12 protein-coding genes and 1 riboswitch are annotated in these 12307 nt (G+C 70.7%); of the genes, 4 read left to right on the forward strand and 8 right to left on the reverse strand.

What is annotated here, in order from left to right:
- Nucleotides 1-132 precede the first annotated feature (132 nt).
- The 5 genes from ABCR83_RS27400 to thrC all read right to left on the reverse strand — a co-directional run bounded on the left by ABCR83_RS27400 (nt 133) and on the right by thrC (nt 4905).
- Nucleotides 133-375 (reverse strand): hypothetical protein, encoded by a 243-nt coding sequence (locus ABCR83_RS27400; protein WP_462697888.1) that lies wholly within the window; start codon nt 373-375, stop codon nt 133-135.
- A gap of 332 nt (nt 376-707) precedes the next feature.
- Nucleotides 708-2330 carry a chaperonin GroEL gene (gene groL / locus ABCR83_RS27405; protein WP_462697889.1) on the reverse strand — a complete coding sequence of 541 codons (1623 nt, stop codon included), beginning with the start codon at nt 2328-2330 and terminating at the stop codon, nt 708-710.
- Nucleotides 2331-2681: 351 nt separating this feature from the next.
- Entirely contained in the window at nt 2682-2885 is a 204-nt protein-coding gene (locus ABCR83_RS27410) for a cold-shock protein (protein ID WP_004954158.1), read from the reverse strand.
- 409 nt (nt 2886-3294) lie between these two features.
- Entirely contained in the window at nt 3295-3570 is a 276-nt protein-coding gene (locus tag ABCR83_RS27415; protein ID WP_462697890.1) for a MoaD/ThiS family protein, read from the reverse strand.
- Between the two features lie 69 nt (nt 3571-3639).
- The gene (thrC, locus tag ABCR83_RS27420) at nt 3640-4905 is read right to left on the reverse strand and encodes a threonine synthase (protein WP_462697891.1); all 1266 of its coding nucleotides are present in this window, start codon (nt 4903-4905) and stop codon (nt 3640-3642) included.
- A 17-nt stretch (nt 4906-4922) separates the two neighbouring features.
- Nucleotides 4923-5067: riboswitch (SAM riboswitch) on the reverse strand.
- A 151-nt stretch (nt 5068-5218) separates the two neighbouring features.
- Between thrC and ABCR83_RS27425 the strand changes: the two genes are divergently transcribed.
- The 3 genes from ABCR83_RS27425 to ABCR83_RS27435 all read left to right on the forward strand — a co-directional run bounded on the left by ABCR83_RS27425 (nt 5219) and on the right by ABCR83_RS27435 (nt 8579).
- Entirely contained in the window at nt 5219-6220 is a 1002-nt protein-coding gene (locus ABCR83_RS27425; RefSeq protein WP_462697892.1) for a glucosyl-3-phosphoglycerate synthase, read from the forward strand.
- A gap of 41 nt (nt 6221-6261) precedes the next feature.
- Complete coding sequence (locus ABCR83_RS27430; RefSeq protein WP_462697893.1) at nt 6262-7737, forward strand: alpha,alpha-trehalose-phosphate synthase (UDP-forming); 1476 nt, start codon at nt 6262-6264, stop codon at nt 7735-7737.
- 101 nt (nt 7738-7838) lie between these two features.
- Nucleotides 7839-8579, forward strand: a complete 741-nt coding sequence (locus ABCR83_RS27435) for a hypothetical protein (RefSeq protein WP_462697894.1) — start codon at nt 7839-7841, stop codon at nt 8577-8579.
- Nucleotides 8580-8664: 85 nt separating this feature from the next.
- Here the strand turns inward: ABCR83_RS27435 and otsB are convergent, their stop codons facing one another.
- Genes otsB through ABCR83_RS27450 form a run of 3 tightly spaced genes read right to left on the reverse strand, consistent with a single transcriptional unit; the run spans nt 8665 to nt 11146 of the window.
- Nucleotides 8665-9504: a trehalose-phosphatase gene (gene otsB, locus ABCR83_RS27440; RefSeq protein WP_462697895.1), complete on the reverse strand. Its 840-nt coding sequence runs from the start codon at nt 9502-9504 to the stop codon at nt 8665-8667.
- A gap of 42 nt (nt 9505-9546) precedes the next feature.
- On the reverse strand, nt 9547-9822 hold the full coding sequence (locus ABCR83_RS27445; protein ID WP_462697896.1) for a DUF3263 domain-containing protein: 276 nt from the start codon (nt 9820-9822) through the stop codon (nt 9547-9549).
- A 43-nt stretch (nt 9823-9865) separates the two neighbouring features.
- A complete protein-coding gene (locus ABCR83_RS27450) occupies nt 9866-11146 on the reverse strand; it encodes an extracellular solute-binding protein (protein WP_462697897.1) in 1281 nt (426 codons plus the stop codon).
- Between the two features lie 206 nt (nt 11147-11352).
- Between ABCR83_RS27450 and ABCR83_RS27455 the strand changes: the two genes are divergently transcribed.
- Nucleotides 11353-12267: an SIS domain-containing protein gene (locus ABCR83_RS27455; protein WP_462697898.1), complete on the forward strand. Its 915-nt coding sequence runs from the start codon at nt 11353-11355 to the stop codon at nt 12265-12267.
- Nucleotides 12268-12307: the final 40 nt, after the last annotated feature.

Raw genomic sequence — 12307 nt, forward strand, 5'->3', positions numbered from 1 at the left:
AAGTGCCATCTATCTCGGCCAACTGGCCCAGCTATTCAGTTAGTTCAGAGAAGCCGTAGTCGGTGATGTCCGGATCCGATGGAACGTGGTGGGCAGCAACATCAAGGAGCCAGGCCCGGTCGATGTGAAGGATCACGCGGCTTCGGCCTCGCTCTTTGCCGCCTTGGCCGGATATGGGCCGAACTCATCTTCGAAATCCGCTGCGAACTTCTCGGAGAAATGGGCAGCGTAGGCAAGGAAGCGATTGCGCTGCTCATTGACATCGTCGATGAGCAGCGCGCGAGCATAGTCAGTCGGCGCCATATGAGCCCCGGCGGCCCGCCGCTCGAGGGCGGCGTACAAGTCGTCGTCGATCCGAAGGTTGAGCTGCTTCATAAGGCGACGGTAGCGACCACTACAGCTGCTACACAACGCATGGCCAAGGCTCGGCGCATCGCCACGCGCCCGCCATCACCTCCGAGTCCCCGAGGTCGTCAAAGGCGCCCCCATCCAGCATCTCCATGAACTCCCGCCGCTTGACAGCGGCGACCGCCTCGGCAAGCGCGTCAGCCGGATCGTTCAAAGTACGCGACATGGGCGCCTCCAGGCACACGGTTACGCAGGTCTCCGTTCATAAGCCTGGCCCAAAACGCCCGAGGGCGGCACCCCCGCCATGGGGGTGCCGCCCTCGGTCCGTACCGGCTGGACAGCCGAGCGAAGCGATTCGCTCAGAAGTCCATCTCACCGCCCGGCATGCCGCCCGGAGCGGCCGCGGCGGCCTTCTCCGGCTTGTCGGCGATGACGGCCTCGGTGGTGAGGAAGAGCGCCGCGATGGAGGCGGCGTTCTGCAGCGCGGAGCGGGTGACCTTGGCCGGGTCGATGATGCCCTCGGCGATCATGTCGACGTAGTCGCCGGTCGCGGCGTTGAGGCCGTGGCCGACGGCCAGGTTGCGGACCTTCTCCACCACGACGCCGCCCTCGAGACCACCGTTGACGGCGATCTGCTTGAGCGGGGCCTCCAGGGCCAGCTTGACGGCGTTGGCACCGGTGGCCTCGTCGCCCTCGAGGTCCAGCTTCTCGAAGACCGAGGAAGCCTGCAGCAGGGCCACGCCACCACCGGCGACGATGCCCTCCTCGACGGCGGCCTTGGCGTTGCGCACCGCGTCCTCGATGCGGTGCTTGCGCTCCTTGAGCTCGACCTCGGTGGCGGCACCGGCCTTGATGACGGCCACGCCGCCGGCCAGCTTCGCGAGGCGCTCCTGGAGCTTCTCGCGGTCGTAGTCGGAGTCGCTGTTCTCGATCTCGGCGCGGATCTGGTTGACCCGGCCCTGGACCTGGTCGCTCTCACCGGCACCGTCGACGATGGTCGTCTCGTCCTTGGTGATGACGACCTTGCGGGCGCGGCCGAGCAGGTCGAGACCGGCGTTCTCCAGCTTGAGGCCGACCTCCTCGGAGATGACCGTGCCACCGGTGAGGATGGCGATGTCGCCGAGCATGGCCTTGCGGCGGTCGCCGAAGCCCGGGGCCTTGACGGCGACGGACTTGAAGGTGCCGCGGATCTTGTTGACGACCAGGGTCGACAGGGCCTCGCCCTCGACGTCCTCGGCGATGATCAGCAGCGGCTTGCCGGACTGCATGACCTTCTCGAGGAGCGGCAGCAGGTCCTTGACCGCGCTGACCTTGGAGTTGACGATCAGGATGTACGGGTCGTCCAGGGACGCCTCCATACGCTCCATGTCGGTGGCGAAGTAGGCCGAGATGTAGCCCTTGTCGAAGCGCATGCCCTCGGTGAGCTCCAGCTCGAGACCGAAGGTCTGCGACTCCTCGACGGTGATGACGCCTTCCTTGCCGACCTTGTCCATGGCCTCGGCGATGAGCTCGCCGATCTGGGTGTCGGCGGCGGAGATGGAGGCGGTGGAGGCGATCTGCTCCTTGGTCTCCACATCCTTGGCCTGGTCGAGCAGGGCGGTGGAGACGGCCTCGACGGCCTTCTCGATACCGCGCTTCAGGGCCATCGGGTTGGCGCCGGCCGCGACATTGCGCAGGCCCTCGCGGACCAGGGCCTGGGCGAGGACGGTCGCGGTCGTCGTGCCGTCACCGGCGACGTCGTCCGTCTTCTTCGCGACCTCCTTGACCAGCTCGGCGCCGATCTTCTCGTACGGGTCCTCGAGCTCGATCTCCTTGGCGATGGACACACCATCGTTGGTGATCGTGGGGGCGCCCCACTTCTTCTCGAGGACGACGTTCCGGCCCTTGGGGCCGAGGGTGACCTTGACGGCGTCGGCGAGCTGGTTCATCCCGCGCTCGAGACCGCGCCGTGCCTCCTCGTCGAACGCGATGATCTTGGCCATGTGAAGTGGTCCTCCCGGACTGGGGTGGATTGCTCCGGACCGCACCGGCGCCCGCGACGGACGGCCTGCGGGCCTGGTGGTTCCTTGCCCCACCCGGCCTGCGGACCTCACCGACGGTCCAAATCTGTCACTCTCACCCGGAGAGTGCTAAGCCCAATGATTAGCACTCGGCCCCTGAGAGTGCAAGGGCCACTCCGCAGGGGCGCCGATGCGGGGTGCGGCCGGGCGACGGCCGGGGCCCGCGCGGGATCAGGGATGCGCAAGCGGGATCAGGGATGCGTAAGGGGCCCGTACCCACGAGGTACGGGCCCCTCAGCCGAGCCGTAAGACCGATTGGTCGATGCGCCGCGGTCAGGCGGTCACCTTCACCATGTCCGCCTGAGGCCCCTTCTGGCCCTGCGAGATCTCGAACTCGACCCGCTGCCCCTCCTCGAGGGTGCGGTAGCCGTCCATCTGAATCGCGCTGTAGTGGACGAAAACATCCGCACCACCGTCGACCGCGATGAAGCCGTACCCCTTCTCCGCGTTGAACCACTTGACGGTGCCCTGAGCCATGCCTAACTCCCCTATTACTGGCCCTTGCACAGGACCGCACTTCGCGGACCCGGGTCAGACCTCACCCCCCGACAGGAGGGGGTGTGCGCCGGAACGCGTCGACCGCGGCTGAATGTATCTGCACGGATGCCGTCCGCAACAGGTCAGACGGACGAGAAATCGGAGGGCGGCCAATCGGCAACAAACGGCGAACTGGGGTGATTTCAGGGCACGTCGGGCCGGGCACACCCCAACCAACCCGACAATTCACTCGCACTTTTCCCTGGCAACTTGACGGGTTCTCATATGCGTTCGGCACTGACACCGGAGGGGGAACGGCCCAACTGTAGCGCGCCTCAACAGCCGGAATCGCCCCGTCCGCTTCCGGACCGGGGCGATTCCGGTGTTTTTGCAGGGAACTTACGAAACGTCAACCACCCGCGACCGCAGGGATGATGGAGACACCGGCGCCATCCGGGGTCGCCGTGCCCAGGCCGCTCTCGAAGCGCACATCGTCGTCGTCGACATAGACGTTCACAAAGCGGCGGAGTCTGCCCGCCTCGTCGAGGACACGGGCGGCGATGCCGGGGTGGTTGCTCTCCAGCGACTTGATCACCTCGCCGAGGGTGGCCCCCTCGGCGGTGACCTCGGCCCGGCCGGAGGTGTAGGTGCGGAGGATGGTGGGAATGCGGACTGTCACGCTCATGGGGTCGCCTTTGGTTGGGAGTTGGTGGTGACTGTCGGCCGGCCGCGGCCTTCGGAGCTGCCCGCCGGGTCAGAGCCCGGCGGCCCGGAACGCGTCCAGCGTCGGCCGGATCGTCGCCGTGGGCCCCGCCGCGACCGCGTCCAGCGTCTTGAGGCCGTCCCCGGTATTGAGCACGACCGTGGTCAGCGAGGGATCGAGGAGCCCGTCCGCGAGCAGCTTGCGGGTGACTCCGACCGTCACCCCGCCCGCCGTCTCCGCGAAGATCCCCTCCGTCCGGGCCAGCAGCCGGATGGCGTCCACCACCTCGGCGTCGGTCACATCCTCGACCGCCCCGCCGGTGCGCCGGGCGATGTCCAGGACATACGGGCCGTCCGCGGGGTTGCCGATGGCGAGGGACTTGGCGATGGTGTCCGGCTTGACCGGGCGGACGATGTCATGGCCGTCCTTGAACGCCCGCGAAACCGGCGAACAGCCCAGCGCCTGGGCGCCGAAGATCTTGTACGGACGGTCCTCGACCAGCCCCAGCGCGATGAGTTCCCGCAACCCCTTGTCGATCTTCGTCAGTTGTGAGCCCGAGGCGATGGGGATCACGATCTGGTCCGGCAGCCGCCAGCCGAGCTGCTCGCAGATCTCATACGCCAGGGTCTTCGACCCCTCGCCGTAGTACGGACGGAGATTGACGTTGACAAACCCCCAGCCCTCGCCGAGCGGATCGCCGATGAGCTCGGAACAGAAACGGTTCACATCGTCGTAGGTGCCCTCGATGCCGACCAGGTCGCCGCCGTAGACCGCGGCCATGACCACCTTGCCCGTCTCCAGGTCGTGCGGGATGAACACACAGGACTGCAGCCCCGCGCGGGCCGCGGCCGCGCCGACCGCGCCGGCCAGGTTGCCCGTCGAGGAGCAGGAGAGCGTGGTGAAGCCGAAGGCCCGGGCGGCCTCGACGGCGATGGCGACCACCCGGTCCTTGAAGGAGTGCGTGGGGTTGCCGGAGTCGTCCTTGATGTACAGCCCACCGGTCACGCCCAGTTCACGGGCCAGGTTGTCGGCCTTGACCAGCTTGGTGAAGCCGGGGTTGAGGCTGGGCTTGTCCGCAACGTCCTCGGGGACGGGCAGCAGCGGGGCGTAGCGCCAGATGTTCGGCGGACCGGACTCGATCCGGCGGCGCAGCCCCTCCGGGTCGCCGGCCGGCAGCTCATACGCCACCTCCAGCGGGCCGAAGCAGACGGCGCAGGCGAAGACGGGGCCGAGCGGGACGCGCCCGCCGCACTCGCGGCAGGACAGCGCGACGGCGGGACCGAAAGAAATGACGCTTTCAACAGCTTGCACAGCCATGGAGGCGAGGCCCTTTCTCCTCATCTTCCCCGTGGCGCACCTCGCCACGAGACGGAATTGGCACCTTCCCCACCGGGAGCCTCGTGTCTGTGACGAGTTAAACCGGCTGGAGGGTTGCCGGGGCTTCAACGGGCCGTGTCCCTCTGCCCCTCTGGATGAGCGGTATGGCACTGGGCGGGGCCCAGGCGTTTATGCGCGCGGCGACCCCGACATACGACGGCGGTCCGCGTTGTTCAAGACTGTAACCGAAGGCCCGCGCGCTTGAGAGGGCCGTCCGTAACGCGAGATGCATCACAGACGAGGAGTCGTTCACGTGCTGGAAGAGGTGGAGCGCTGGCTGTCCCGGCGGTCCTGGTCGGCAGCCGACCGTCCGCTCGGCCGGCTGCTCGCCGCCAAACGGGACACCGGCACCACCGTCAGTGTGGTGCTGCCCGCGCTCAACGAGGAGGCGACGGTCGGCGCGATCGTGGCCGAGATCCGCCGCGCCCTGATGACCGAGGCCGTGCCCCTGGTGGACGAGCTGGTGGTGCTGGACTCCGGCTCCACCGACCGTACGGCCGAGGCCGCCGCGGCCGCCGGGGCGCGGGTGGTGCCCCGCGACGCCATCCTGCCGCGGCTGCCCGCGCTGCCCGGCAAGGGCGAGGTGCTGTGGCGGTCGCTGCTGGTGACCAGCGGGGACATCGTCTGCTTCATCGACGCCGACCTGCGCGACTTCTCGGCGTCCTTCGTCTCGGGGATCGTCGGCCCGCTGCTGACCGATGACGACGTCGACTTCGTCAAGGCGATGTACGACCGCCCGCTCGGCGCCGGGCCCGGTTCGCCCGCCTCCGGCGCCGAGTTTGATTCGCCCGCCTCCGGCAGGACGGTGGACCAGGGCGGCCGGGTGACCGAGCTGGTGGCCCGTCCGCTGCTCAATCTGCACTGGCCGCAGCTGGCCGGTTTCGTCCAGCCGCTGGGTGGTGAGTACGCGGCCCGCCGCTCGCTGCTGGAGCGGCTGCCGTTCCCCGTGGGGTACGGCGTGGAGCTGGGGCTGCTGGTGGACGCCCTGCACACGGTGGGCCTGGACGCACTGGCCCAGGTGGACGTGGGCGTACGCAAGCACCGCCACCAGGACGCCCGGGCACTCGGCCGGATGGCCGCCGCGATCTACCGCACCGCACAGCTGCGACTGGCCCGCGGACCCTTGGTGCGCCCGGTGCTGACCCAGTTCGAGCGGACGGCGGAGGGCTTCGTTCCGCGCACCTATGCGGTGGACACGGAGGAGCGGCCGCCGATGGCCGGGATACCCGAGTACGCCCGGCATCGCGCGGCGTAAGCGCACGTTTGAGCGGATGACACGGCGGCAAGGCTGGCGTCATGGTTGCTGAGCACATGCAGGCGCACATGCACTCCGCCCCGATCGTGGTGGCCTCCAACCGGGGGCCGGTCTCCTACCGGCTCGCCGAGGACGGCACCCTGACGGCGGGCCGGGGCGGCGGCGGGCTGGTGTCCGGGCTCAGCGCCATCGGCCCGGACTCCGGGGCGGTGTGGGTGTGCGCGGCGCTCGGCGAGGGCGACCGCCGGGCGGCCCGGCGGGCGGGCGGCAGGCTGGACACCACCGACACCGGCGGCCATCTGGTGCGGATGCTGGACATCGCGCCGGAGACCTTCGCCGCGGCCTACAACGGCGTCGCCAACTCCGTGCTGTGGTTCATTCACCACCTGCTCTACCAGACCCCGTTGGAGCCCGTCTTCGACGCCGGCTTCCGGACCCAGTGGGCGGCCTACGAGGCGTACAACGCCGCCTTCGCGGACGCGCTCGCCGAGGAGGCCGCACCGGGCGCGGTGGTGCTGGTGCAGGACTACCATCTGGCCCTGGTTCCGGGGCTGTTGCGCGAGCGGCGGCCGGATCTGCGGATCGGGCACTTCTCGCACACCCCGTGGGCACCCCCGGACTACTACCGCCTGCTGCCCGACGACGTGGCCGAGCAGGTGCTGCGCGGCATCCTGGGCGGGGACCGGGCGGCGTTCCTGACCCGGCGCTGGGCCGAGGCGTTCGCCGACTGCTGTGTGCGGGTGCTGGGCGCGGAACCGGTGCGCGAGGGCGAGGCGACGGCGGCGATCCGCTTCGCGGGGCGCAGCACCCGGCTCGGGGTGCACGGTCTGGGCGCGGACGCGGACTTCCTGCGGGAGCGCGCGCACCGGCCGGACGTGGCGGAGCGGCTGGCGGCGCTGCGGGAGCGGATCGGCCCGGGCCGCAGGACGATCGTGCGGGTGGACCGCACCGAGCTGTCCAAGAACATCGTGCGCGGGCTGTATGCCTACCGGCGGCTGCTGGAGGACCACCCGCGGTGGCGCGGCCGGGTGGTGCACATCGCCTTCGCCTACCCCTCCCGGCAGGACCTGGCGGTCTACCGCGACTACACGGCCCTGGTCGAGCGGGTGGCGGGGGAGATCAACTCGGCCTTCGGCACGGCCGATTGGCTCCCGGTCGACCTGCATGTCAAGGACGACTTCGCACGCTCGCTGGCCGCCTACCGGCTGGCCGACGTGGCCCTGGTCAACCCGATCCGGGACGGCATGAACCTGGTCGCCAAGGAGGTCCCGGTGGTCTCCGACCACGGCTGTGCGCTGGTGCTCTCCCGGGAGGCCGGGGCGGCGGCGGAGCTGGCCGAGGAGGCGCTGCTGGTCAATCCGTACGATGTGGAGGCCACCGCCCGGGCACTGCACGAGGCGCTGCTGATGGAGCCCGCCGAGCGGGCGGACCGCACCAAGCGGCTGGCCGCGGCGGCGACGGCGCTGCCACCGGCCCGGTGGTTCCTGGACCAACTGCGGGCCCTGGAGCGCGGGTAGAGTGCCCGCCGGAGCGCGCGCCCCTCGGCGCCCGCCGGTTATGCACGGGTACGCTCCACCCTCTGTGCTGGACCGCCGCGCGTCAGGGTAGACATGGGGTCATGTCAAATGCCCCACGCTGGGTCGTACTTGCGGCGGCCTCGGCCGCCCTGGTCGCCACCACCGCCACCGGCTGTTCCTCCGACTCCGGCAAGAAGTCCGACGCCAAGGGCTCGCCCTCCGCTGCATCCTCGGCAGCCGCGTCGGCGCCCTCGTCCGACGGCGCCGCCGGGCAGGCCGTGCCGGCCGGGCCCGGCCCCCAGTCCTCGTACACCGTGCAGAAACAGCCCGCCGCGGGCAGCTGCACCTACCGCTACACGGCGAGCAAGCAGCCGCTCCCGGACGCCAAGTGCACGCCGGGCGCGACCAACCCCAAGGTCACCCAGGCCAGCCTGAAGGAAACGATCTGCCGCAGCGGCTACACCAAGGGCATCCGGCCGCCGGTGAGCGTCACCAACCGCGAGAAGACCGCCAACGCGGCGTCATACGGCTACCAGGGCTCCATGCGGGACGCCGAGTACGACCACCTCATCAGCCTCCAGCTCGGCGGCGACCCCAACGACCCGCGCAACCTCTGGGTCGAGCCCCCGTCCCCCGACCACAAGGAGGGCGCCGGGCCCAACAACCCCAAGGACGTGGTCGAGACCAAGCTGAAGAACGCGATCTGCTCGGGAAAGGCGGACCTGGCGAAGGTCCAGCGGGCCATCGCGCACGACTGGACGACGGCGCTGGCCGCGGTCGGCGTGAAGGACGACGGCAAGGCACCGGCGAAGCGGGAGACCGCCGACGCGGACGGCAGCTGACCGCGGGCCGGTGCGGGTGCCCGGGCGGCCCCGGGGGTGGCTGATGGATCTCCGCGGACGCCGCGGGGATCCATCAGCCACCCCCTCACCCCAGCCGGTCGGCCAGGGCGCCCAGCAAATCCACCACCCCGCCCGGGCCGTCCACCACCACATCGGCCCGGGCGGCAAGCTCGGCGACCTCAGCGCTCCCACTGCACACCAGCACCCCCGCCAACCCCTCGGTCCTCAGCTTCTCCACCGCCGCGAACGCCGCGAGATCGCCGAGATCATCCCCCGCGTACAGGACGCACGAGGCCCCGGTCCCGCGCACATACTCGGCAAGGGCCACCCCCTTGTCCACCCCCGGCGGACGCAACTCCAGCACCAGCCGCCCGGGTTCGACGATCAGGCCATGCCGCTCGGCGAGTTCGGTCAGCGGCCCCAGCAGCGCCTGGAAGGCAGACTGCGGATCGGCGGCCCGGCGGGTGTGCACGGCAATGGCGCGCCCTTTGTCCTCAACCCAAGTGCCCTGCCAGGCACCCGACTTGTCGAGCACGCCGGGCAGCTCCGCCTGCACCCCCGCGACGCCCGGATGCGGCGCGGGGGCCCGTACCGTGCCGGTCACCGCGTCCCACCGTTCGGCGCCGTAGTGGCCGAGCACCACCAGGTGCTCCAGGCCCGCGACCCCGGCGAAGCCGCCATGGCGCACCGCGACCCCGGCCGGGCGGCCGGTGATCACCGCGACGGAGGCCAGCCGCGGGGCGAGCCGGGCGAGCGCCGGCACCGCCGCCGGATGGGCCCGGGCCTGCTCGGGGTCGGGCACGATCTCGGCGAGCGTGCCGTCGAAGTCCAGCGCTACGACCGCGCGTTCGGGCCGCTCCAGCAGCGCGGCGAGGCCGTCGCGGCCGGCGGACGTCACGGGGTCCGGAAGGGAATGGCTGCCCATGCCCCGACCCTACTCGCGCGGCCGCGCCGGTGGGGGCCGGCGTCAGCGGCGCTCGCGGCGGGCGTCCCGCAACCGCCGCAGCCGGTTGACCGTGACCGGGTCGTGCTCAAGGGCGCGCGGGTCGTCCAGCAGGGCGTTGAGCAGCTGGTAGTAGCGGGTCGGCGTGATGCCGAGCCGCTCCCGCACGGCCCGCTCCTTGGCACCCGGCCCCGGCCAGGACCGCCGCTCCAGGGCGAGGACGGCCCGGTCGCGCTCGGAGAGCCCGGAATCTCCCCGGCCCGCCCCGTCGCGTTCGCCCCCGGGCCGGGCGCCCGGCACGTCTTCCCACCCATCTGGCAACCCATCTGGCACGTCTTCCAACCTAACGGCCGCCGTCCACCGAGGCAGCCTCACGCCGGATCTCGCCCAGCACACCCGCCGGGTCACCGTTCTTCCGCACGGCCCCACCGATCTTGTCCTTGATCGCCTTGCTGACCCTCGCCCAGGACGTCTTGTCGGCCGGGTAGAACTCGGCGGTCTGCAGCTGCTCCAGGAAGGGCAGCAGCTCCTTCTTGACGCCCTCCTTCTTCTGCATCGTCTCCGACGCGGAAGTGGTCACCGGCAGCAGGTCATAGCGGCCGGTGAAGTCCAGCACGGTCTGGGTGCCGTAGACGAAGTCGAGAAACTGGCCGATCTCCGTGCGGTGGCCGCGCTGCTTGAAGGCCATCAGCCAGTCGGCGACGCCCATCGTCGACTTGGCCTTGCCCTCGATGCCCGGCAGCGGCGCCATCCCGTACTTCACACCGCCCGCCTCGGCCTGCTGCATCAGGCTGGGATGCCCGTTGACCATGCCGACCTGCCCCTTGGCGAAGGCGTCGAAGGCATCCTGGCGGTTGGTGCGGCCGGGGTCGCCGGGGCCGGTGAGGCCCCTGCCGACGAGCTCGTCGCGCAGCCAGGTGAACGCCCTGATGTTCTGGGGTGAGTCGATGGTGTAGTCACCGTTCTTGTCGGTGTAGCCGCCCTCGGCACCGAGCATCCACAACAGGGTCTCGGCAGGCGCCTCTTCGGGGCCCAGCGGCAGCGCGAAGGGTGTCTTCACCTTCGCCGATTCGAGCTTGACGGCGGCGGCCTGGAGCTCGTCCCAGCTCTGCGGGGCCCGGGCGACGCCCGCCTTCTCGAAGAGCGTCTTGTTGTAGAAGAGCATCCGCGTCGAAGAGACGAACGGCAGGCCGTACTGCATCCGGTGCACCTCGCCCGCCTTGGCGATCGAGGTGATGAAGTCCGCCTGGGTGGGGACGGAGAGCAGCTGGTCGGCGCTGTAGAGCTTGCCCGCCGCGGCGAAGTCGGCATACGCGCCGATCTGTGCGATGTCCGGGGCCTCGCCCTTGGCGACCAGGTCGGCGACCTTCTTGTCGACCTCGGTCCAGTTGTGGACCTCGACCTCGACGGAGATGTTTTTGTGCTCGCCCTCGAAGGCACGGGCCACCGACTCCCAGTAGTTCTTCGAGCTGTTGGCCGGCTTGCCGTCGCCGTACTCCGCCGCGATCAGCTTCAGCGTCCTGCCGCCCCCGGGCCCCTCGCTTCCGCACCCCGCAAGAGCGGGCGCCAACGCCGCAGTGGCGGCACCAGCCGCCGTCAGACCCAAGAACCGCCGCCGCTGCACGTGCTTTTCCGCCCTCGTGGTTGGTTGTGCCGATCAGTATCTGGATTTGTGCCGATCAGTTGCGAAGGAGACCACAAGTCTCGTCCGCGCCACTTTAAGCGCTGTACGAACAGGCTCTCGCTCCGGCCTCGCCCTTCCCCCCCGCACCGTCCGGCTGCTATCCACGGACTGACCGCTTTCACCGCACCGCGCAAGGAGCCCAGGGCATGAAGCAGTCCCCCGCCTCCCGGACCGCCCGGGAACTCGCCACCCAGCCCGACTCCTGGCGCCGCGCCGTCTCCGCGGCCGCCGCGGCCCAGGGGCTGCCGCGCCCCGGCGAGCGGGTCGCCGTGACGGGATGCGGCACCTCGTGGTTCATGGCCCAGGCGTACGCGGCGCTGCGCGAGGCCGCGGGCCAGGGCGAGACGGACGCGTTCGCCTCCTCGGAGTTCCCCGCGTCCCGCCGGTACGACCGGGTGGTGGCGATCACCCGCTCCGGAACCACCACCGAGGTGCTGGAGCTGCTGGGCGCCCTGCGGGACCACGTCCCCACGCTGGCGCTCACCGCCGGCCCGGACACCCCCGTCCGGTCCGCGGCCGGCTCGGTGGCGGTGCTGGACTGGGCGGACGAGGAATCGGTCGTCCAGACCCGCTTCGCCACCACGGCGCTGGCGCTGCTGCGCGCGGGCCTGGAGGCACACGGCCCGCTCCCCGCCAGAACCGTCGCCGAAGCGGCGGCCGAGGCGGAGACGGCCCTCGCCGCCCCCCTCCCGGAGGCGGTGCTCACCGCCGGGCAGTGGACCTTCCTGGGCCGGGGCTGGGCATATGGACTGGCGCAGGAGGCCGCGCTGAAGATGCGCGAAGCGGCGGGAGCGTGGACGGAGTCGTATCCGGCGATGGAGTACCGCCACGGGCCGGTCGCGATCACCGGGCCGGGGCGGGTGGTATGGGGTTTCGGCCCGCTGCCGGAGGGCCTGGCGGCCGACGTGGTGCGGGCCGGGGGAACGCTGGTGCACATAGGTGCCGACCCGATGGCGGACCTGGTCCGTACGCATCGGCTGGCGGTGGCGCTCGCCGAGGCGAGGGGGCTCGACCCGGACGCTCCGCGCAACCTCACGCGCAGCGTGATCCTCCCCGGGTAGCGAGGGCACACAGTGGACTAGACCTTTCGCACCCCCACAC

This window comes from Streptomyces xingningensis, assembly GCF_054957865.1.